General features: G+C 35.1%; 19 protein-coding genes. 15 read left to right on the top strand and 4 right to left on the bottom strand.

Annotated elements, in window-relative coordinates; genetic code table 11:
- Nucleotides 1-63: 63 nt before the first annotated feature.
- From BUE24_RS14045 to BUE24_RS14020, 6 genes are all read left to right on the top strand, one after another.
- The gene (locus BUE24_RS14045; RefSeq protein WP_244548155.1) at nucleotides 64-6,102 is read left to right on the top strand and encodes an alpha-2-macroglobulin family protein; all 6,039 of its coding nucleotides are present in this window, start codon (nucleotides 64-66) and stop codon (nucleotides 6,100-6,102) included.
- A 31-nt stretch (nucleotides 6,103-6,133) separates the two neighbouring features.
- A complete protein-coding gene (locus tag BUE24_RS14040) occupies nucleotides 6,134-7,000 on the top strand; it encodes a helix-turn-helix domain-containing protein (RefSeq protein ID WP_073316798.1) in 867 nt (288 codons plus the stop codon).
- A 98-nt stretch (nucleotides 7,001-7,098) separates the two neighbouring features.
- Nucleotides 7,099-7,767 carry a peroxiredoxin-like family protein gene (locus tag BUE24_RS14035; RefSeq protein ID WP_073316796.1) on the top strand — a complete coding sequence of 223 codons (669 nt, stop codon included), beginning with the start codon at nucleotides 7,099-7,101 and terminating at the stop codon, nucleotides 7,765-7,767.
- Nucleotides 7,764-8,153 carry a DoxX family protein gene (locus BUE24_RS14030; RefSeq protein ID WP_073316794.1) on the top strand — a complete coding sequence of 130 codons (390 nt, stop codon included), beginning with the start codon at nucleotides 7,764-7,766 and terminating at the stop codon, nucleotides 8,151-8,153. Before BUE24_RS14035 ends, BUE24_RS14030 begins: the two co-directional genes overlap by 4 nt.
- Nucleotides 8,143-8,526 (top strand): hypothetical protein, encoded by a 384-nt coding sequence (locus BUE24_RS14025; RefSeq protein WP_073316792.1) that lies wholly within the window; start codon nucleotides 8,143-8,145, stop codon nucleotides 8,524-8,526. Before BUE24_RS14030 ends, BUE24_RS14025 begins: the two co-directional genes overlap by 11 nt.
- A gap of 261 nt (nucleotides 8,527-8,787) precedes the next feature.
- Entirely contained in the window at nucleotides 8,788-9,342 is a 555-nt protein-coding gene (locus BUE24_RS14020) for a DUF2459 domain-containing protein (protein WP_170864605.1), read from the top strand.
- A 3-nt stretch (nucleotides 9,343-9,345) separates the two neighbouring features.
- On the opposite strand, the gene BUE24_RS14015 is transcribed toward BUE24_RS14020, so the two are convergent.
- On the bottom strand, nucleotides 9,346-10,056 hold the full coding sequence (locus BUE24_RS14015) for a hypothetical protein (protein ID WP_073316788.1): 711 nt from the start codon (nucleotides 10,054-10,056) through the stop codon (nucleotides 9,346-9,348).
- 156 nt (nucleotides 10,057-10,212) lie between these two features.
- On the bottom strand, nucleotides 10,213-10,800 hold the full coding sequence (locus BUE24_RS14010; protein ID WP_073316786.1) for a fasciclin domain-containing protein: 588 nt from the start codon (nucleotides 10,798-10,800) through the stop codon (nucleotides 10,213-10,215).
- A 264-nt stretch (nucleotides 10,801-11,064) separates the two neighbouring features.
- On the opposite strand from BUE24_RS14010, the gene BUE24_RS14005 reads away from it, so the two are divergent.
- The 6 genes from BUE24_RS14005 to BUE24_RS13980 all read left to right on the top strand — a co-directional run bounded on the left by BUE24_RS14005 (nucleotide 11,065) and on the right by BUE24_RS13980 (nucleotide 14,823).
- Nucleotides 11,065-11,532: a nuclear transport factor 2 family protein gene (locus BUE24_RS14005; RefSeq protein WP_073316784.1), complete on the top strand. Its 468-nt coding sequence runs from the start codon at nucleotides 11,065-11,067 to the stop codon at nucleotides 11,530-11,532.
- A gap of 28 nt (nucleotides 11,533-11,560) precedes the next feature.
- Entirely contained in the window at nucleotides 11,561-12,604 is a 1,044-nt protein-coding gene (locus BUE24_RS14000) for an SMP-30/gluconolactonase/LRE family protein (protein ID WP_073316782.1), read from the top strand.
- 80 nt (nucleotides 12,605-12,684) lie between these two features.
- Nucleotides 12,685-13,119, top strand: coding sequence for a MarR family winged helix-turn-helix transcriptional regulator (locus BUE24_RS13995; RefSeq protein WP_073316780.1), 435 nt, complete (start codon nucleotides 12,685-12,687; stop codon nucleotides 13,117-13,119).
- 76 nt (nucleotides 13,120-13,195) lie between these two features.
- Complete coding sequence (locus BUE24_RS13990; RefSeq protein WP_073316778.1) at nucleotides 13,196-13,621, top strand: nuclear transport factor 2 family protein; 426 nt, start codon at nucleotides 13,196-13,198, stop codon at nucleotides 13,619-13,621.
- A gap of 95 nt (nucleotides 13,622-13,716) precedes the next feature.
- Nucleotides 13,717-14,292, top strand: coding sequence for a Crp/Fnr family transcriptional regulator (locus BUE24_RS13985; protein WP_073316776.1), 576 nt, complete (start codon nucleotides 13,717-13,719; stop codon nucleotides 14,290-14,292).
- Between the two features lie 78 nt (nucleotides 14,293-14,370).
- The gene (locus BUE24_RS13980) at nucleotides 14,371-14,823 is read left to right on the top strand and encodes a carboxymuconolactone decarboxylase family protein (RefSeq protein WP_073316774.1); all 453 of its coding nucleotides are present in this window, start codon (nucleotides 14,371-14,373) and stop codon (nucleotides 14,821-14,823) included.
- A 25-nt stretch (nucleotides 14,824-14,848) separates the two neighbouring features.
- Here the strand turns inward: BUE24_RS13980 and obgE are convergent, their stop codons facing one another.
- Both obgE and BUE24_RS13970 read right to left on the bottom strand, forming a co-directional pair.
- A complete protein-coding gene (gene obgE / locus BUE24_RS13975; RefSeq protein WP_073316772.1) occupies nucleotides 14,849-15,847 on the bottom strand; it encodes a GTPase ObgE in 999 nt (332 codons plus the stop codon).
- Between the two features lie 71 nt (nucleotides 15,848-15,918).
- Nucleotides 15,919-17,028 carry an adenylate kinase gene (locus BUE24_RS13970; RefSeq protein WP_073316770.1) on the bottom strand — a complete coding sequence of 370 codons (1,110 nt, stop codon included), beginning with the start codon at nucleotides 17,026-17,028 and terminating at the stop codon, nucleotides 15,919-15,921.
- 155 nt (nucleotides 17,029-17,183) lie between these two features.
- On the opposite strand from BUE24_RS13970, the gene BUE24_RS13965 reads away from it, so the two are divergent.
- The 3 genes from BUE24_RS13965 (at nucleotide 17,184) to BUE24_RS13955 (ending at nucleotide 21,490) form a co-directional block, all read left to right on the top strand.
- Nucleotides 17,184-18,341: a 5-(carboxyamino)imidazole ribonucleotide synthase gene (locus BUE24_RS13965; protein WP_073316768.1), complete on the top strand. Its 1,158-nt coding sequence runs from the start codon at nucleotides 17,184-17,186 to the stop codon at nucleotides 18,339-18,341.
- Between the two features lie 45 nt (nucleotides 18,342-18,386).
- On the top strand, nucleotides 18,387-18,872 hold the full coding sequence (purE, locus tag BUE24_RS13960) for a 5-(carboxyamino)imidazole ribonucleotide mutase (RefSeq protein WP_073316766.1): 486 nt from the start codon (nucleotides 18,387-18,389) through the stop codon (nucleotides 18,870-18,872).
- Between the two features lie 596 nt (nucleotides 18,873-19,468).
- Entirely contained in the window at nucleotides 19,469-21,490 is a 2,022-nt protein-coding gene (locus tag BUE24_RS13955) for a M3 family metallopeptidase (RefSeq protein ID WP_073316764.1), read from the top strand.
- Nucleotides 21,491-21,541 lie beyond the last annotated feature (51 nt).

Here is a 21,541-nt window from a genome sequence, read left to right as displayed (position 1 = left end):
TAAATCAGTATGATGAAAAAGTATTTTATTCTTACCATATTCTGTCTAACAAACCTATTTTTTATGAACGGTCAACATAACTATCAGGAGGATTGGAAAAAAGTAATCGCTTTTGAACAAAAAGGATTGCCCAAATCTGCCATAGAAGTGGTAAAGACTATATATACCAAGGCCAAAAAAGAAAACAATGACCCCCAGGTTATTAAAGCGTTGCTGTATAAATCAAAGCACTTATTGACTCTAGAAGAAAATGCACAACTTACGATAATTAATGATTTTAAGACCGAAATCAACGAAAGTGCATTTCCCAAGAAAAATATATTAGAAAGTATTCTTGCCAATTTGTACTGGCAATATTTTCAACAAAATAGATGGAAATTTTATAATCGTACAAAAACTGCACAAAAGGTAGATGAGGAAGATTTTAGAAGTTGGGATCTGAACACTTTGTTTGAGGAAATACATACCCATTTTCAGAAGTCGATCCAGAACGGCGTGCTAGCACAGCAAACCGATCTCAAAAAATTCGATGAGATTCTGAACACTTATTATGATTCAAAAAAGTATCGCCCCACGCTTTATGACTTCTTAATGCACAATGCGCTTCAGTTTTATAAAACTTCAGAAACTAGCATCACCAAACCTTCTTATGCATTTCGCTTAGATAACCCAAGTTTTTTAAGTGATCATAATACATTCTCTACTTTGCGAATTGAATCCAAAGACACCTTGTCACTACAAGGAAATGCCTTGAAATTATATCAAGACCTCATCCAATTTCATAAAAGAGACACTACTCCCGTTGCGCTTACCGAGGTAAACATCGAGCGCTTAAAATTTATTTATGAAAATGCAGTGTTTCCTGAGAAGCAAGAAGTTTTACTAAAAACATTACAACTCGAAAAAGAAAAACACAGCCAACACCAGGTATCTGCATTATACGATTTTGAAATTGCATTACTATATAAAGAACAAGGTTCCTCTTATATTCCAGGACAAAATGAAACGCATAGATGGCGACTAAAAGAAGCTTTAGAAATTTGTAAAAACACCATCGAAAAGTTTCCAGAATCAAGGGGTGCGGATAATTGTGAAGCCCTACAAGATGAAATTCTTGACCAGCAACTTGACATCAAAACTGAAAAGTTTGTCCCTATACAAACCCCAGGACGCTTATTGGTGTCATACAAGAACCTAAACAAACTATACTTTAAAGCCCTAAAAATAACTCCTAAACAACTGGAAACACTTGAAAGAATCTATGAATTAGAGAAACAGATCAAGTTCTTGAACGGATTGAGAGTTAGTACCACCTGGGATGCTGAAATACGGAATGAAAACGACTACCAAAAACATGATACAGAAATATTGCTCCCAGAACTAGATGCTGGTTTTTACCTCATATTGGCTACTCAAGAATCTGAGTTATCCAAAGAGACCATGTTTTCTTATGGACATATGCAAATCACAGATTTATCTTTGATTGAGCACACTGCTCCTTCTGCATCTATTTTTCAAGTGCTAAATCGTCATAACGGAGCACCGGTCTCTAATGCCAAAATACATTTAAAATCTTCTAACCAAGGGTATCGACAAAGTTTGGATAAAACCATCTATACAGATGCTAATGGGCAAGCTTCTTTAAAGCTAAATGAATATTATTATGATGTGACGATTACGGTTACCCACGAGAAGGATAAAGCTATTTTTGAAGGATATTACTTAAACAGAAACTACGAGCCTAATCAAAATGATGATAGCACCCGTTATTCTACATTTCTGTTTACCGATCGAAGTATCTACCGACCAGGGCAAACTGTATATTTTAAAGGAATCAGAATGTCTTCTAAACGCAAAGAAGACTTCAAAGTGGTTCCTAACACTTCTGCCTTTGCCCGCCTAAGAGATGTGAATGGTCAGGAACTAGAAACCTTGCAATTTACCACCAACGAATATGGATCTTTTGCCGGAGAATTTATTTTACCTTCTTCGGGGTTAACAGGTTTATATACTATACAAACAGACGATTATCAAAGTATTTCTTTTTCGGTAGAAGAATATAAACGACCAAAATTTGAAACCACTTTCAATCCTGTGGTAGAAACCTATACGGTAAATGATACCGTAAAACTTACCGGAACCGCAAAAGCGTATGCCGGTAGTAATATAACCGATGCAAAGGTGGTATATCGAGTACACCGAAAAGTACAATACCCACGTTGGTGTTACTGGTTTCCTAGCTACAATTCGGATTCTCAAGAAATTGTAAATGGCGAAACTACCACCAATCAAAATGGAGAATACTTCATCGATTTTAAGGCTTTACCAGATCCATCAGTTCTAAAAGAAAATCAACCCATTTTTAACTATGAAGTTACTGCTGATGTTATTGATATCAATGGTGAAACTAGAAGTACAACCACTATAGTTAATGTTGGATATCATTCAATAACTGCTGGTTTAACGATAAACGGAGTCATTAACAAAGAAGAAAAAGATCAAACGATTAGTGTTACGACAGCAAATCTTAATGGAGAAGCGGTAGCTGCCAGTGGCACAATCAAAATCTATAAGTTAGAAGCTCCTACTCTCCCTTTGCGTAAACGCCCTTGGGCAGCACCCGACTACCCTGGGTTTGAAAAAGAAGCTTTTGAAAAACTGTTCCCCCACGACGCTTTTAAAGATGAACACGATTTTAGAAAGTGGAAAAAAGGAACTTTGGTTTTGAATACCAATTTTAATACAAACACTACCAAAAGTAACTCTTTGGGCAATCAACAAATTACGCTAGGAAATATCAAAAAATGGAAATCTGGTAAATATGTTGTTGAACTAGAAAGTAAAGACCCTTTTGGCCAGGCAGTAAAAGATATCAGATACACAACGCTCTACCAACAATCAGATAAGGTGATAAGCGATAATCAACTATTTGAAATAACAACCGATAAATCTACGTATAAGAATGGTGATGTTGCCTTGGTGAAATTAAGTTCGGCTTCTGAAGATATCACGGTAACTATAGATATTGAAAAAAACTACAAAATTGTAGAAACACAACTTATCCGACTTTCAAAGAACAGCAAAGTCATAAAAATACCTGTAACCAAAGATGATCTTGGTGGGTTTTCTGTGAATTACAGTTTTGTAAACTATAATAGTTACCAACATGGGATACTTCCTGTCGCAGTACCTTATGAATCCACTGAGTTAAGCATAGAGACCAAAACATTTAGAGACAAATTGCAACCGGGACAGTCAGAAACCTGGAGCTTTACCATCAAAGGACCAAAAGGCGATAAGGTAAGCGCTGAACTATTGGCTAGTATGTATGACATGTCGTTGGATCAGTTCAAACCGCATCAATGGTATTTCACTCCTGTGGCAAGACCTCTCTACTATACCCAATATGAGCGCCGATCAACGCATAGTTTTGGAGCCAATACATTTCGGCTTTATAACGATCCTAGTTACGGATCCTATTATGGGTACCGATCTTATGATCAGCTAGAATGGTTTGGGTTATACTTTGGACAAGGGTATTCTGGTCTCCGTAGAAGCAAAAGAATGTCTGGTGCTCTGGAAATGACTGCCGCTCCACTTGCTGCGAAAAGTGCCGAAGTAGCAGATGAAGCGGAATTAAGCGAAGTTGTTGTTGAAGGAAACGAAGATAAACGTAAAGAAGAGGCGGCTGGCGAAGCGGATCAGGAAGAAAAGGGAAGTGCAGATCAAAAAGAAACTTCACCTGAAGGGGTGAAAATCAGGAAAAATCTACAGGAAACGGCTTTCTTTTTACCACAGCTTACTACCGATTCTGAGGGGAATATCAGTTTTACTTTTACCGCTCCAGAAGCATTGACACAATGGAAATTACAACTTTTGGCTCACACCAAAGAAATGAACGCGGGCACACAAATGCTAGAAACTGTTACTCAAAAAGAATTAATGGTACTTCCTAATCCTCCAAGATTTTTACGAGAAGGAGATACTATAATCTTGAGCAGTAAAATTTCTAATCTCTCTGATCAAGATCTGAATGGAATTGTAGAATTGCAACTGTTTGATGCCTTGACTAATGCTAAGATAGATGACAAATTAAGTAACACCAATGCGCGTCAGAATTTTGAAGTAACCACAAAAGGAAATACTAATGTTTCCTGGAAATTGCAAGTGCCTGATGATGTACAAACTGTTCTGTATAAAATTGTAGCCAAGGCGGGTGAGTTTTCTGATGGAGAACAAAGTATGTTACCGGTATTAAGCAATAGAATGCTGGTTACTGAGACGATGCCAATGTGGATACGTTCTAATCAAAGCAAGACATTTACTTTAGACAAGCTTAAAGACAATCGCTCGAATACACTTAAGAATCATAAACTAACGCTAGAGATGACATCAAACCCGGCATGGTATGCGGTGCAAGCCCTACCTTATTTGATGGAATATCCTTATGAGTGTTCAGAACAAACCTTTTCTAGATATTACGCCAATGCATTAGCTAGCCATATCGCGAATTCTACACCAAGAATACAAGAGGTTTTTAATCAATGGAAATCTACCGATGCTTTATTGAGTAATCTGGAAAAGAATCAGGAATTAAAATCACTGATCATTCAGGAAACCCCATGGTTAAGAGATGCACAAAGTGAAACGGAGCAAAAGAAACGAATAGCCTTGCTTTTTGATCTTAATAAAATGAATAATGAGTTGCAATCTGCATTAAATAAACTGAAGAAAATGCAGTACGGTTCTGGTGCTTTCCCTTGGTTCGAAGGCGGAAGAGAAAATCGATATATCACGCAACATATTATAACTGGATTTGGACATCTCGCTAAGCTTAACGTAGCCGAATATGATAGCAGTACTAAAAATATGCTTCAAAACGCTATTCGATACCTTGACAATGCTTTTGTAAAAGAATACAAAGAACTGAAAAGATATTGCAAGAAAAATAAAATTGATATCAATAAAAATCACCTTAGTTATACGCAAATCCACTATCTGTATATGAGGAGTTTCTTTCCGGATATCAAAAGACCAAATAACACCAATGAAGCCTGGGAATACTATATGGGGCAATCCAAAAAATATTGGTTGAAACAAAATCTGTACGCTCAAGGAATGTCAGCACTGGTTTTGCATAGAAACAATGATAATTCTACTGCAACAAAGATCATTCGATCACTTGACGAGAGAAGTATCAACAACGAAGAGTTGGGTATGTACTGGAAATCAAATGTAGCAAGTTGGTATTGGTATCAGGCACCTATAGAAACACAGTCTTTAATGATTGAGGTATTTTCTGAAGTAGAAAAAGAGCCAAAACGTACAGAAATCGTAGACAATCTTAAGGTTTGGTTACTCAAAAACAAACAAACTAACAGGTGGCAAACCACAAAGGCGACAGCTGATGCAGTATATGCATTGCTATTGCAAGGAAGTGATTGGATATCGGTTACCGATATGGTAGACATTGTACTAGGTGATCAAAAAATTGATCCTGCCACTATCGAAGATGTAAGCGTAGAAGCAGGAACCGGATACTTTAAAACCTCTTGGAATGGATCCGAAATACAACCAAACATGGCTACGGCGCAAATTACCAAAAAAGGAAAAGGAATTGCTTGGGGAGCCCTGTACTGGCAATATTTTGAAGATCTGGATAAAATCACAGTTGCAGAAACCCCACTATCGCTGAAGAAAAAACTATTTGTAAAAAAGAATACGGATACGGGAGAAGAAATTACTGAGATCACAGATGCTTCCCAATTACAATTAGGAGATCTTGTTCGGGTACGCATCGAATTACGATCCGACCGCGCCATGGAATTTGTACACATGAAAGATATGAGAGCCGCAGGTTTTGAACCCATAAATGTGATCTCACAGTACAAATGGCAGGATGGTTTAGGCTACTATCAAAGTACAAGAGATGCCGCCACCAATTTCTTCTTTGATTATTTACCAAAAGGAGTGCATGTGTTTGAATATGATTTGAGAGTAAATAATAGCGGTGACTTCTCGAATGGAATCACCACCATACAGAGTATGTATGCTCCAGAATTTACAAGCCACTCTGAAGGTATAAGAGTACACATAAAGTAATATTAGAAATCGGAAGAAACATCATTAATTCTTGCAAAACCAAATTGAAAATATTGTATTCTCAAGGTTTGTAAAACAACCTATACCATTTGAGTTTATTTCAATTGAAGAATTATACCAACGCTGTTCTGCAGCTAAATTTGATTTATCCAGATCTCATCGTATTGCTTTTCATGCACTTATTATTGTTTTTGAAGGAGAAAGCACTCATGTAGTCGACTTTAAAGAAGAAATTCTTTCTCCTGGTGTAATTTTACCATTAACAAAAAATCAAGTTCATTCATTTAGTAAAGAACTAAACATAAATGGAGTTATCATTTCTTTTGAAGAAAGCTTTATAACGCAAAATACCAGTGATAAAAACTTGTTTCACTTTCTTCATATTTACCATACACCATGCATACAGATTGGTCAGGAAAATTTAATAACGATTAGGCCATTTTTACAATTGCTCGAAGATGTACATTTAGACCCCAATATTAACCTAAAATCAGAAGTCGTTAATGCCGCTTTTATGACGTTGCTATTTCAAATTAAACGTCTTTCGATTTATCAACATAAAACTTTTGAAAGTAAAAGATTCAAAGATTTTATTCGATTCAAACAACTTATAACAGAACATTATACTGAAACACATAATGCCAAAGACTATGCAAAAAAGTTATCTGTTTCTTACAAATATCTCAATGAGATCTGCAAAGAAATTGGGCATAAAACTGCAAAAGCATTCTTGGATAGTTGGTTATTACTTGAAATCAAAAGAAACATCTCTGAAAAGAAATATACCTCTCAACAAATCGCTTTTAAAATGGGTTTTAAAGAGCCTTCTAATTTTATAAGGTTCTTTAAAAAGTTTACTGGCATCACTCCTTCTCAATTTCAACAAAAACTTAGGTGATTTCTTTTCGGTTCGACATTGACTATCAATATACCTAGATCGGTAATTACAAAACAGTTAATACATCTGAAATTTGTATCAAACAAAATTTGATATAAATGAAATTAGAAAAACAACTAAAAGTAATGCGAGATGCGACAATGGATCGCATGCCTCGTTCAATAATTCAGGTTTTTAAAACCAGTATAGACAAGATCAGAAAAGATCAACTCAAAAACAGAGCGTTCCAGATAGGTGATATAGTTCCAAATTTACCACTTACAACTATAAAAAAAGAAAGTGTTCTCTTAAGTGAATTTCTACAAAAAGAATTTCTTGTACTCAACTTTTATCGTGGTGGATGGTGTCCGTATTGCAATCTAGAACTTCGTGAATACGAAAGACTAAAAAAAGATTTCGATTCGGCAAAAGCCAGTATTATAGGGATAAGTGCCGAAATTCCAGACAGAACACTACAAACGGCAAATAAAAATACTTTAACCATTCCACTTTTAACAGATGTCAATGCAAAACTGATGAAAGAGATAGGAATAATGTTCCGATTAGATAAAGCTTCAAAACAGGAATACGAAAATTTTGGAATGGACTTCGCTCAAATTCATGGCAATACTAATTTCGAATTACCTGTTCCCGCTGTTTATGTAATTAATAAAAAAATGGAAATCGTATTCATTCATTTTGAAGAGGATTATATGAAGCGCTTAGAACCAATTACTCTACTAAACCATCTTAAAAATAAAACAGTACTAAAACAAAGTGAATTATGAAAAAAAATAAAATGATCTATTGGACCGCAACAATACTTATGAGTCTGTTGTTTATACTCTCGGCAAGCATGTATTTATTTAATTATGAAAGAGCTAGTGGTTTTTTTATTAATCTAGGTTTCCCTACCTGGCTTATATACCCATTAGCAATCCTAAAAGTATTAGGAGTCTTAACTATACTAACAAAAAAGTCAACTTTTTTAAAAGAACTTGCTTATAGTGGTTTTCTCTTCGATGCATTACTTGCTTTAACAGCGCACTTGATGGTAAGGGATCACGAGTACATGCCAGCACTATTGAGCATAGTATTTATTATCACATCATGGGCATATGACAGAAAAGTCTTTGGAAATTATAAACAAACAATTATTAATCATGGAAAATAAAACAGATCAAGGTTTGAAAGAAACCGTGGAAAACTTAATCAAAGCGGGAACAACTTTTGATTTAAAACAACTAGAATTAATTTATCATGAAAATCTTAAGGTTATAATGATTGATAAAACTAGTCAAAAAGTCATTTCTAACAAAGAATCTTTTAAAACCTTATTTCAAACAAAATTAAAAAACAAAGAAGAACCATTAAACGACTGGGCTGAATTTCATCACATTGAACAAACAGAAAACAAAGGCCTGGTTATACTAACAAGAAGAGTTAATCTTACCGGGATTGAAAAAGAGATTATTTTGAGTATTGATTTAGTATGGGAATCGAAACGCTGGCAAGTGCTAAGAGAAATCATTTATGCTAAGAACTAAAATTAGATGCTTTACGATTTCACAAAACAACAGCTTCAGTAAAGCATAAACAACACCAAAACAAGGATTTTTCAAACTGTTCACAACACCTGCTGTATTACTTTTACGGCAGGTTTATTTTATTTTTTGCTTGCGATTTAAATCTAAATAGCTGTAATTCGTTTTATGGCATTGATAAAAAAGATAGCAAAATATCTATGTTTTGTATTAGTAATACCATTAGTGTATTCCATCGTTTCCCTGATCTCAACCTACATCACTGTGAATTCGGAAGACACGTCTGCAACAAAAGATCACACGGTATATCTAAGTTCTAATGGAGTGCATCTGGAAATTATTATTCCCCGATCCGAAATAGCTCCTGCCATATTAGAAGGACTAACCTATACCGATGAGGATTTGTTCTTTTCTTTTGGATGGGGAGATAAAACATTTTATGTAGAAACTCCTACCTGGGCAGATCTTACTTTTATCAACGGGTTTAGAGCATTGTTTGTAAACACTTCCACCCTACTACATGTAACCAGATACAATGCAATGCACCAGGACTGGGCTGCCATCAAAATGACATCTCAGCAACTGGACCGAATGAACAAGTACATACTTAATGCTTTTCGATTAGATGAAAATCATCAAAAAATATTGTTACCGGGTATAGGGTATTATAAAAATGATGATTTTTATGAAGCCACAGGAAATTACAACTGTTTTAACACCTGTAACACCTGGGTAAATTCTGGTTTGAAACAAAGCGAAGCCAAAGCCTGTCTCTGGACACCTTATGATTTTCGGCTAATTGACATTCATCAAAACTAAGCTTTAATCTGCTAACGAAAGATCAAGCCCTTTATCTAGATCTTCTAATTTTGACATTGTAGTTTGATAAGCCTGTATTTGTCGCTGAATCAGGATTCCGTAACCAATAATCATATTCTCATAGCGGTGATCCTGAATCAACCCTTTATCATCTACTGGGTAGAAATCGCGATATCTGATCTTTTCAAAAAAATACGGTCTCGTGATCGTTCTTACATAATCGTTAAGTACCTTTTCCTTTTCTTTTACTTCATTCAAATATTCGTAGACTGTAATTATTTTTTTACGAAGCTTGTAATCTTTTATCAATTCAAAGTCACCCGACTCTTTAATATTTTCTAAAGTAATTGTAGAAGAACTATAACTGATTGTATTTAGTAAACTAGGAGACAGTGTGCGTAGTCGTACATCACCATAGTTACCAACGCGCATAATGTTCTTTAGGGTATCGATTTTAGAAAGCTGCACCTCGCAATAGGACAGTGTATTCTTCAGGCTTTCAATATTAGATTGGTTTTCAATATCAAAACTTGTGATATAATCTTTCAGCAAACCATTTTGTTTTTTGGATTCACTCCAACTATTTAACCGAAAAGCCAATGTAATACCAATAATAACAATCAGTAGATCTATTATTTTCGATTTCCAATCTATATGCCACCAAAAACCAAATATGGATCGAGCAATCTTTTTTACAACTAGTAGTAGTTTCATTCCCAAGGTATTCTTCTAAAAAGGGATAAAATTAACAATTTATATTCACACTCAATTCAATCCGTTTTATATCCAAAATTAATTCATAAAAAAAAAGGAAACCCGCTATGGATTTCCTTTTCTCTAAGTATCAAAAACTATATCAGTGAACAGTCATTATTTGGGCATCATTACCGACTCTATGGTATGAACAATACCATTGGTAGCTTCTAGGTCATTTACCATTAACCTTCCAGCATTTCCCGCTTTATCGATAAGGTAGATTTTATCTCTTTTCATCGAAGCTAGCAAGCGTACACCTCCCAAGGTTTTTAGCGTAACACTACCTCCATTTTCTTTGATCGCTTTTACAATATCATCTCTATTAATAAGCCCCGGAATGATATGGCAATTCATGATTTGAGTAAGTTTAGTCTTACTTTCCGGTTTTTTGAGACTTTCTATTAATTTAGGGTGCAATTTTTCGATGGCTCCGTTTAAAGGAACAAATACAGTGTAAGGCCCTTTTTGCGCTAGCAATTCTTTGAATTCGGTATCTGCAATAAGGGTATTAAATTTTTCGAAACCAATATCTCCTGATACTAATTCTGAAAGGTTGGGTATTTTTTCTTCAGTAACAATATTCGCCTGAGCGATCAATTTGTCATTTTTATCCTTGGTATCCGTTTTTTTGGACTCAGAACAGGATGTAAAAAATAAAAAACTAGATGCTAAAAGTGCGAAAAGGGGTTTGTTAAAATTCATGCTTTAAATTTAGTTTCGTCAAAAAATGTGCTCTACTACAAAACTGTTTTCTGAGGATTGTAGTATGATTTTACCTGTTAAATATATTTCAAGAAAAGTTAAAGCTTGTTAACAAATGAGTATCCGTTTGAGTTGGATTAGAATGCGTTCTTATTTGAAAAATTTCCAGAATGCGAAGTCTTTGTTAAAACCAATTCCTGATGAGATATATTTGGTATATTTAAAGAATTCATACGATACACAACCTTACAAACCTTTTATCACATGAAGATGTTTACTTTGTGTTTTTTGATCGTACTCTCCAATTTGATGATCAGCTGCACGAACACTACACCCCACCCTGTAAATCAGGAAAAAGAGCTCTTAGCAGCCGTAAACGAGTTTAATCAGGCTTTTAAAGAAGGTAATGTTAAGAAGTTAGCATCTATGATTACAGATGATTATCATCATACCAATGGAAACGCAAAGCCTATTAGTAAAGATGATTGGATTGGGTACTTAACCAAACGAAGTGTTCAAATTGAAAATGGCGATATCAAAGTAAATACATATCAAATGGAAGAAACAGATATCAAATTCCATGATCATACAGCCATTCTTACTGCAAAAATTACCGTTTCCACTTCAAAAGGGGATACTACACAACAAAATCAATATCGGGTTACTAATTTTTGGGTACATCAAGACGGAAGTTGGAAAAGAGCCGGGTTTCATGATGGAAAAATAGAGTAATCTTAATAGTTTAAAATTATAAGATGTTATGCGACGTAGATTTGTTAAAATTGCCCTTCTTGTATTGATAGTATTTCTAGGCTATGTTTTTTACACACTACAATCCACAGGATTTTTTAGAACTGTGGAGAATCATTTTGAGGGTTCAGTACTAAAACAAATCCCCTTGCAAGGTGCAGAAGATATTACCATAAGCCATACTGATAATTTTGCACTTGTTTCTTCTACAAAAAGAAATATCTACCCCCCTACTGAAGAAGAATCTGGCGGACTCTATAAATTAGATTTACAGAACAATTCGTTTACCACTATTCATCTCAGCAAATCCTTTTCTAAACCTTTTGCTCCACATGGGATTTCTATGTTCAAAAAAGATGGAGCATATACTGTTCTTTCAGTAAATCATACCAAAAATGGACATTCTATAGAAAAATTCAGATTAATCGGTGATAGCTTGATTTTTGAAAAAACCTATTCACATCCATCTATGATTAGCCCTAATGATGTGGTACTTATTGATCAAAATCGATTCTATTTTACAAATGATCATGGGTATACCAAAGGAATGGGAAAGTTTTTTGAAGAATACTTGGGGCTCTCGGTTTCTAACGTGGTTTATTTTGATGGAACTGATTTTATTGAGGTAGCCGATGGAATCGCTTATGCAAACGGGATTAACTTTGATCCAAGCAAAAACCTTTTGTATGTGGCCTCTCCCAGAGGTTTTGAAATTAAAGTATATTCTAGAAATCCAGACGGAACCTTAACTTTTACTGAAGATATCCCCTGTGGTACTGGAGTAGATAATATAGAAATTGATCCCAAGGGCAACATATGGACCGCAGGACACCCAAACCTGCTAAGATTTAAAGCATATGCCAAAGGAAATAAAACCGCAGCTCCTTCAGAAATCATCAAAGTAACCTATCGCAAAAAAGGAGATTATACTGCAGAAAGTATATTTGTAGATAAAGGCGATTTGATGTCAGGATCTTCGGTAGCCACTCCTTTTCAGGATATGATTCTTACGGGTAATGTAATGGATAACAAATTCTTGATTCTTAAGAACTAGATCAATATTATAAAGTTAAATCCAAGAATAAACCATTGATATATCAATAATTTTTATATATTTGATTCATTCCATGCGTTATGAAGAACCAAGACATTGAAAATGTAATTTTGTTTCAAATTGATAAGACCAGTAAAATTTCGAAACAATACTCCCAGCGAGAGTTTGATCAAAAAAAGCTGGGAATTACTATTGAACAGTGGATTTTACTAAAAATAATAGAAGAAACACAACCTATCTCGCAAAGAGAACTTGCGGATAAATCCCTAAGAGATCCAGCGTCGATCACAAGAACCCTGGATATTCTAGAGAAGAAACAACTTATTCAAAGAAAACCTATACCTAATAATCGAAGACAATACCATATCGAACTTACGATCCAAGGAAACACTTTCGTAAAAAATAATATGGAAATGATCAAAGCGCACAGAAGAAAAAGTATTGAAGGACTTAGTTCTGAAGAAATTGAATCCTTGAGAACGATTTTATTAAAAATACAGAAAAACATGAGTTAGTTTTTTTTGATTTTAAAATTGATATATCAACAATTGATTTAGCATGATTAAATATTAACCTAAAAATTCGTATACAATGAAAAACACCATTTTAATTGGATTGATTGTGTTGTTTGCAAACGCACCTGTACAGGCTCAATCCACAGAAGAAAAAGAAATTAAAGACACCGTACTTGCTTTTGCCAAGGCAGGAGATCAAAATGACGTCCAGACATTAGAACAACACCTTGACTCAAATTATCGGGTAGTGATGAATAGGCTTTTTGGAAGTTCTGAAGTGGCCATCGTCCCCCGGTCTGTTTATCTTCAAAAGATAAAAAGTAAAGAATGGGGAGGAGACCAACGCGAGGTTAGCTTCAAAAACATAATTGTTAATGAAAACGTAGCTACTGCCAAAGTGGTACTTAAAGGTAAAAAAGCCACTTTTGTTTCTCTTATGGATCTAATCAAAACCGAAAAAGGATCCTGGAAACTTATTAGCGACACACCCATTATTTTGTAATAGTAAAAAAACACCCTGTTGGATGATCCTCAGGGTGTTTTTTGATTGTCAGAAAAACCTTATTTTTAAAGAGTAAATCAGATACCATTTCTTTCATGTTAACTTCGCTGCGCGACCATGTTCTCAAATTTGTAAAACCTTCGGAAAAAGAGCTTCAGTTGCTGTTGGATGCTGTTGAAACCGAAGTGATTTCCCATAAACAATATCTAATCAAGGAGGGACAGTATTGTTTACATCTATACTTCATTGTCCAAGGGTGTTTCCGATCTTATTTTATACATACTAGTGGAGCAGAAAAAGTAATCAATTTTGGTATCGAAGATTGGTGGATCACAGATTTTGATAGTTTGGTCCATAATCGCCCTTCCGAACTTCATATACAAGCAGCAGAAGACTCAATCGTACTCAAAATCAGCAAACAAAAATTAGATCTTTTGTTACAGGAATCTATCATAATTAATCAATACTTCAGAATGATCCATGAAAAAGTTCGTATAGCCGATCAAAGACGAATAAAATTTATGTACAGCCTTTCGGGAGAAGAATTATATCATTCTTTTTGTGAGCATAATCCAAAATTCGTGCAACGTGTCCCTCAATACATGTTAGCTTCATACCTTGGTTTTACCCCAGAATTTTTAAGTAAAATAAGAGCACGTAAAAAAAAGTGATGTATTTCTTGAACTAGATTAATTTTTAGCTGGTATTACCTTTCGAATTTTGTAGTGTATTTTAAAAAATATAACGACATGAAAACAGAAAGAATTAATATCAATCAGATTACGTCAAAGGCATATCAGCCTTTATTTGATCTTCATCATTACTTAAAAAATAGCACATTATCTCCAGCAGAATTTTTGCTTATCGAAATAAGAGCATCTCAAATCAATGGCTGCGCTTATTGCCTACAAATGCATATCAAAGATGCTATTGATAACGGAGAAAAACAATATCGTATACATGCCTTACCCGTCTGGGAAGAATCTCCATTTTTTACTGAAGATGAAAAAATCATCCTACAAATGACCGAGCAAATTACGATGATTTCACAACAGGGGTTGAGTGACGAGCTTTACCAAATAGCAATGGATCATTTTGATGCTACCAAAGTTGCAGATATCATTATGGCCATTTGTGCAATAAATACATGGAATCGAATAGGAAGAGCTACATTAATGACACCCGAAGCTTCTCAATCCTAAACACATTGTAAAAAGATAATACTATTTAAGCATTTAGCATCTTCCAGAGTTGATCCTTTAACTCTTGCAATCCTTTTTGAGCAACTGAAGAAATAAACAAATAAGAAACCTTCAGTTGCTCATCAAGTTCTGCTTTTAGCTCTTCTTGTAGCTCGTCATCCAGCATATCAGATTTGGATATGGCAATAAGTCGTTCTTTATCCAAAAGTTCTGGATTGTATCTACGTAACTCATCCAGTAAGATTTCATATTGCTCTTTGATATCTGGAGCATCTGCGGGTATCAAAAATAATAAGGTAGAATTGCGTTCTATATGACGTAGAAAACGATGCCCAATACCTTTTCCTTCGGCAGCTCCTTCGATAATTCCAGGAATATCTGCCATCACAAAAGTTTGAAAATCTCTGTATTCAACAATCCCCAGATTAGGCTTTAGTGTGGTAAACTCATAATCTGCAATCTTAGGTTTTGCTGCCGTAATCACAGATAAAAGTGTTGATTTACCTGCATTCGGAAAACCAACTAATCCCACATCTGCCAATACTTTTAACTCCAGAGTAATATCGTGCTGCTGCCCTTCTATACCTGGTTGAGCATATCTAGGAGTTTGATTGGTAGCACTTTTAAAATGCCAGTTTCCTCTACCTCCCATTCCTCCTTCGGCCACGATGTACTCTTGACCATCTTCTGTAATTTCGGTGATTACATTTTGGGTTTCTGTATCTCGGATTACCGTTCCCAACGGGACATCTATAAAGATATCTTCCCCATCGGCTCCGGTACTTCTATTTTTACTACCGTGTCCACCATGTCCAGCTCTGAAGTGTCTTTTGAATTTGAGGTGATACAAAGTCCACATATTAGAATTTGCACGTAAGACAATATGTCCTCCTCTACCCCCATCTCCACCATCGGGTCCACCTTTTTGGATATACTTTTCGCGATGCAAATGCACAGATCCCTTACCTCCGTTTCCGGAAGTAACGTGTAGTTTTACGTAATCTACAAAATTCCCTTCAGTCATAGTTCAATACTTAATCTTTCTAGATCAGGATCGTTAATCTATTATTTGTATACCTTTTATATCTTTTAAAACTAGGATAAGTTATCTATAGTCTTGCTTAGTCTATCCGTAATTTCTTCGATAGCTCCAACTCCATCCACACCAAAGTATTTACTTTGTTTCTGATAGTAGTTTTTCAGGATTGCAGTCTCGTCGTAATATACTTTGATACGGTTTCTAATTACACTTTCATCAGCATCATCCGCTCTTCCAGAAGTTTTTCCTCTTTCCAGCAATCGATTTACCAATACCTCATCATCTACTTCTAGAGCAATCATGGCACTTACTTCTGACCCTTTATCCTCTAATAGGGTAGCCAACGAATCTGCTTGTGCTTCGGTTCTTGGAAAACCGTCGAAAATAAAACCATTAGCTTCAGGATTTTTTTCTACCTCAGCATTCAGCATATTAATGGTAACTTCATCAGGAACCAATTGTCCTTTATCGATGTATGATTTAGCCAGTGTACCTAATTCGGTTGCATTTTTGATATTGTATCGAAATACATCTCCGGTAGAAATATGCACCAGGTTGTATTTTTCTTTCAAAACTTCTGCTTGGGTTCCTTTTCCTGCTCCCGGAGGACCGAATAGCACTAAATTTGTCATTTTATTCATTTTTAATTGGTAAACATCTGTAAGATTACGGCCTAATCCATTATAATCCAGACCATATCCCACAATAAACCTATTTGGGATTGCGATCCCAACATAATCGATGGTAATCTCTTTGGTATATACTTCTTCTTTAAAAAACAGGGTAGCAATCTTAACCGTTTTACAGCCCTTATCCTTCAACATTTGTATAAGAACTTCTATGGTATTTCCTGTATCTACTATATCTTCTAGAATCACTACTGTTCTATCAGACACATCTTCATCTAATCCTATGAGTTCCTGTACCTTGTTTGTAGTTTGCGTACCTTGATAAGAAGCCAGTTTTACAAAACTAACTTCGCAATCACCTTTATATCTTTTGAGCACTTCAGAAAAGAACATGAATGCTCCGTTAAGCACCCCAATAAACAATGGAGTTTTGCCTTCAAAGTCTTGATTAAGGTCTTCAGATAGCTTATCTATTGCCGTAGTAATTTGATCTTCAGCAATAAATGGAACGAATTGTAGATCGTGCAACGTAATCATGCTATCTTTTTAGGTTTCGGTGATCTTCCTTTTTTTATTAAAGCGGCAAAGATAATGATAAATACACTTTGACTACACTATTTAACCGCTATAATTATGGTAAATCCTTCTGAAAAAATTATTTTTGCGTTTTTAAGCCAAAAAATACCCCAATAATGACAAACTTTTTTTCGTCAAAATTTAAGCTCGGAATTCTGGGAGGAGGACAATTAGGAAAGATGATGTTGTACGAAACCAGAAAATATGACATCAAGACATTTGTTCTTGACCCTAATCCAGAGGCACCTTGCAAAGTGGGTTGTGATCACTTTCAACAGGGTAGTCTAATGGACTACGACACGGTATACAATTTTGGAAAAAAGGTAGACATACTTACTTTCGAAATTGAAACCGTAAATATTAAGGCTCTTGCACAATTAGAGAAAGAAGGAAAAAAGGTATACCCAAGTGCAAAAACTCTGGAAAGCATTCAAAACAAAGGACGACAAAAGTTATTCTATCAAAAACATAATATTCCTACTGCTCCTTTTGTAGTATTCTCTAATAAGGCCCATTTGGCAGAGGGGATTACCAATAATAAAATCAGACTTCCTTTTGTATGGAAAAGTACGCAAGGAGGGTATGATGGTAAAGGAGTATCTATTATAAAGACAGGTGCAGATCTAGCAAAATTACCCGATGTAGAATGTATTGCAGAAGAAATGGTTAATTTCAAAAATGAATTGGCTGTTATTGTAGTACGTAACCCGAGTGGAGAGATTAAAACCTATCCGGTGGTAGAAATGGAATTTCATCCCGAAGCAAATCAAGTAGAATATGTGATTTGTCCCGCTCGAATTGATGATAAAGTGGCTCAAAAAGCCATAACTGTAGCTCAAAAAGTCTCTGAATCTTTTGAACATGTAGGGATTTTGGCAGTAGAAATGTTTCAAACCCAGGAAGATGAAATTCTAGTCAACGAAGTAGCGCCAAGACCCCATAATAGTGGTCATTATAGCATCGAAGCAAGTTACACCAATCAATTTGAACAACATATCAGAGCAATTCTAGATTTACCTCTAGGAGCCACAGAAAGTATTGTTGGCGGAATTATGGTTAATTTGGTAGGTGCCGAAGGCTACGCTGGTGACGTCGAGTATGAAAACATCGAAAAAATAATGCAGATGAGAGGTGTTACTCCTCATATCTATGGTAAGCAACAAACAAGACCGTTTAGAAAAATGGGACACGTGACTATTATTCATGAAGATATTAATGAAGCAAGAGAAATTGCCGAAAAAGTAAAAAACACCATCAAGGTGATTAGCAAATAAATTTTAAGAAGCATTTTTATTAATAATACCAAACAGAATTAACCAATGAGCAAGGTAGGAATTATCATGGGCAGTACAAGTGACATGCCGGTCATGGAAAAAGCTATAGAAGTATTAAAAGGTTTTGATATTGAAGTCGAAGTTGATATCGTTTCCGCGCATCGCACACCAGAAAAACTATTTGATTATGCTCAAAATGCTCATACCAGAGGTATCAATGTTATTATTGCAGGTGCTGGTGGAGCTGCACATCTACCGGGCATGGTGGCTTCTCTTTCTCCTCTTCCTGTAATAGGAGTTCCCGTTAAATCAAGAAATTCTATTGATGGTTGGGATTCTGTGTTATCCATTCTTCAAATGCCGGGAGGAGTTCCTGTTGCAACTGTAGCTCTAGACGGGGCACTCAATGCAGGGATTCTGGCTGCACAAATCATTGGCGCACAGGATAAATGTGTGTTAGACAAAATAGTAGTCTACAAAGAGGGATTAAAGCAAAAAGTTATCCAAGGAGCTAAGGATATAAAGAAGTAAAATTTACACCCATTTTTTACGCATAAAAAAAGAGTCACTTTTCAGTGACTCTTTTAAATATTAGGTCTTACAAAGGAATATAACAATATTTATTAACCAACTTAAATATATTACACAAAAAAATTCATCGTAAGACCATACTCTTAAAACCTAGTACAAAGGTAAAACCTTACTTTGATTACACAATAAAAGTAATAAAAACTTATTAACAATTTTCGATAAAACACGTATTTTATCGACAAAACTCATATAAAGACGTCTTTAAAATTTAATTTGATCGAAAAAGCATACAGATTTTTTACTTTTTACAAGTAAAAATCACATTAATAAAATAAAAAGAGCTGCAAAAAATTGCAGCTCTTTCAATATATTTGGTCTACGTAATGAAAAATAATTATTAACATCCATACCCCTGATACAATAATGTAGCTATTCTCATTACAAGACCATCACTAATAAACCTAATTCAAAACTAGGTGAATAAAGATTAGTGAAAGCCAAAATTGATGAAATCAATCCTTCATTTATCGACAAAATACACTATTTTTCGATGAACGAACTTGATAAAAATGTACAACAAGAAATTACTATAAATAATGAATAATCCGTTACTAGAATATTTTGATCAGGCACCTTTTTCAAAAATAAAACCTGAACATTTTCTTCCTGCAATAAAGAATGGAATCGCAAAAGCCCGTAAAGAAATTGATGCTATTGTTGATAATGAAGACGCCCCCACCTTTAACAATACGATAGAAGCTTTGGATTACAGTGGTCAGCTTTTGGATAGAGTAACCAGTGTATTTTTTAACCTAAATAGCGCTGAGACTAATGAAGAAATTCAAAAAATAGCCCAGGAATCCTCCCCATTGCTATCTGAATTTAAGAACGACATTTCGTTGAATGAAAAGTTATTCAAAAAAATAGAGGTTATATATCAACAAAAAGACAGTCTTGATTTAAATTCAGAACAGCAAACATTGCTCAAAAAGAAATACAAATCATTTTCTAGAAATGGAGCCAATCTTCCCGAAAATAAAAAAGAACAATTACGAGATATTGACATGAAACTTTCTAAATTAAGCTTGAAATTTGGAGAGAATGTTCTAGCAGAAACCAATAGGTTTGAAATGCTTATTACGGACGAAGCTGAATTATCAGGACTCCCAGAAGGTGCCAAAGAAGCTGCAAAAGCAATGGCCGAAGCAAAAGACAAGAAAGGCTGGTTGTTTACTCTAGATTATCCCAGTTATGTTCCTTTTATGACATATGCTGATAACAGAGCTCTTCGCAAAAAGCTTTCTTTAGCTTTTGGATCAAAAAGTTTTAAAAATGATGACTTAGACAATCAAGATATTGTTTTACAAATTACAAATCTAAGACATCAAAGGGCACAATTATTAGGGTATGATTCTCATGCTCATTTTGTACTAGAAGAAAGAATGGCCGAAACCCCAAAGAAGGTATTTGCTTTTCTTAATGATATTCTGAAAAAAGCAAAACCTGCCGCAGAACGAGAATTTCAACAACTATCCAATTTTGCAAAAAACTTGGACGGCATAGATACTTTACAAAAATGGGACGGAGCGTATTATTCAGAAAAGCTAAAGCAACAACTTTTTGACCTCAATGACGAAAAGCTAAAGCCTTATTTCAAACTTGAAAATGTAATCGATGGAGTTTTTGAGGTTGCCTCTAAACTATTTGGACTTCGCTTTAAAGAAGTAAATACCATAGACAGTTATCATGAAGAAGTGAAAACATATGAAGTATTTGATCTTGATGGCAATTTTATCTCGCTGTTTTATGCAGATTTTCATCCAAGACCTGGTAAGCGAAATGGGGCTTGGATGACCTCATACAAGTCCCAGATGAGAGAGGAACAAAAGAATATACGACCACATGTTTCAATAGTATGTAATTTTACCAAACCCACACCTAGTAAACCTTCATTACTAACGTTTAATGAAGTAACCACTTTATTTCATGAATTTGGTCATGCACTGCATGGTATGCTGGCCAATACTACCTACCCCAGTCTTTCGGGAACTAGCGTATTTTGGGATTTTGTTGAGTTACCAAGCCAAATTCTAGAAAACTGGTGCTACGAAAAAGAAACTCTGGAGTTGTTTGCAAAGCATTACGAAACAGGAGAAGTAATCCCAATGGAGTTGGTACAGAAAATCAAAGAATCTGCAACCTTTATGGAAGGTATGGCAACTCTTCGACAATTAAGTTTTGGACTACTAGATATGTCTTGGCACGCTCAGGATCCAAGTGAAATTACCGATGTAAAAGCACATGAGAAAAAAGTATTTGCCGAAACATCAATGTATCCAGATGTAGCAGAGAATTGTATGAGCACGGCATTCTCACATATTTTTCAAGGGGGATACTCTGCAGGTTACTACTCCTATAAATGGGCAGAAGTACTGGACGCGGATGCGTTTGAATATTTTAAGGAAAACGGAATCTTTAACAAAGAAATTGCTACGCGCTTCAAGGACCATGTCTTATCAAAAGGAGGAACCGAAAACCCAATGGAGTTATATAAACGTTTTCGTGGACAAGAACCTAAATCTGAAGCTTTGTTAAAGAGAGCAGGATTAATAAAATAATTACACCATATAGAAAAGGTGCTTCAAAAAATATTGAAGCACCTTTTTTTA

This window comes from Aquimarina spongiae, from assembly GCF_900141785.1.
GTDB lineage: Bacteria > Bacteroidota > Bacteroidia > Flavobacteriales > Flavobacteriaceae > Aquimarina > Aquimarina spongiae.
This window is presented reverse-complemented; position numbering and strand designations above follow the sequence as displayed.

Coding starts and splice junctions, on each gene's coding strand:
- BUE24_RS14035 (WP_073316796.1), top strand. CDS start 7,099: ATGAAATTAGAAAAACAACTAAAAGTAATGCGAGATGCGACAATGGAT.
- BUE24_RS13985 (WP_073316776.1), top strand. CDS start 13,717: ATGTTAACTTCGCTGCGCGACCATGTTCTCAAATTTGTAAAACCTTCG.
- BUE24_RS14045 (WP_244548155.1), top strand. CDS start 64: ATGAACGGTCAACATAACTATCAGGAGGATTGGAAAAAAGTAATCGCT.
- BUE24_RS13980 (WP_073316774.1), top strand. CDS start 14,371: ATGAAAACAGAAAGAATTAATATCAATCAGATTACGTCAAAGGCATAT.
- BUE24_RS13970 (WP_073316770.1), bottom strand. CDS start 17,028: ATGATTACGTTGCACGATCTACAATTCGTTCCATTTATTGCTGAAGAT.
- BUE24_RS13965 (WP_073316768.1), top strand. CDS start 17,184: ATGACAAACTTTTTTTCGTCAAAATTTAAGCTCGGAATTCTGGGAGGA.
- BUE24_RS13955 (WP_073316764.1), top strand. CDS start 19,469: ATGAATAATCCGTTACTAGAATATTTTGATCAGGCACCTTTTTCAAAA.
- purE (WP_073316766.1), top strand. CDS start 18,387: ATGAGCAAGGTAGGAATTATCATGGGCAGTACAAGTGACATGCCGGTC.
- BUE24_RS14000 (WP_073316782.1), top strand. CDS start 11,561: ATGCGACGTAGATTTGTTAAAATTGCCCTTCTTGTATTGATAGTATTT.
- BUE24_RS14015 (WP_073316788.1), bottom strand. CDS start 10,056: ATGAAACTACTACTAGTTGTAAAAAAGATTGCTCGATCCATATTTGGT.
- BUE24_RS14010 (WP_073316786.1), bottom strand. CDS start 10,800: ATGAATTTTAACAAACCCCTTTTCGCACTTTTAGCATCTAGTTTTTTA.
- BUE24_RS14005 (WP_073316784.1), top strand. CDS start 11,065: ATGAAGATGTTTACTTTGTGTTTTTTGATCGTACTCTCCAATTTGATG.
- BUE24_RS13995 (WP_073316780.1), top strand. CDS start 12,685: ATGAAGAACCAAGACATTGAAAATGTAATTTTGTTTCAAATTGATAAG.
- obgE (WP_073316772.1), bottom strand. CDS start 15,847: ATGACTGAAGGGAATTTTGTAGATTACGTAAAACTACACGTTACTTCC.
- BUE24_RS13990 (WP_073316778.1), top strand. CDS start 13,196: ATGAAAAACACCATTTTAATTGGATTGATTGTGTTGTTTGCAAACGCA.
- BUE24_RS14030 (WP_073316794.1), top strand. CDS start 7,764: ATGAAAAAAAATAAAATGATCTATTGGACCGCAACAATACTTATGAGT.
- BUE24_RS14025 (WP_073316792.1), top strand. CDS start 8,143: ATGGAAAATAAAACAGATCAAGGTTTGAAAGAAACCGTGGAAAACTTA.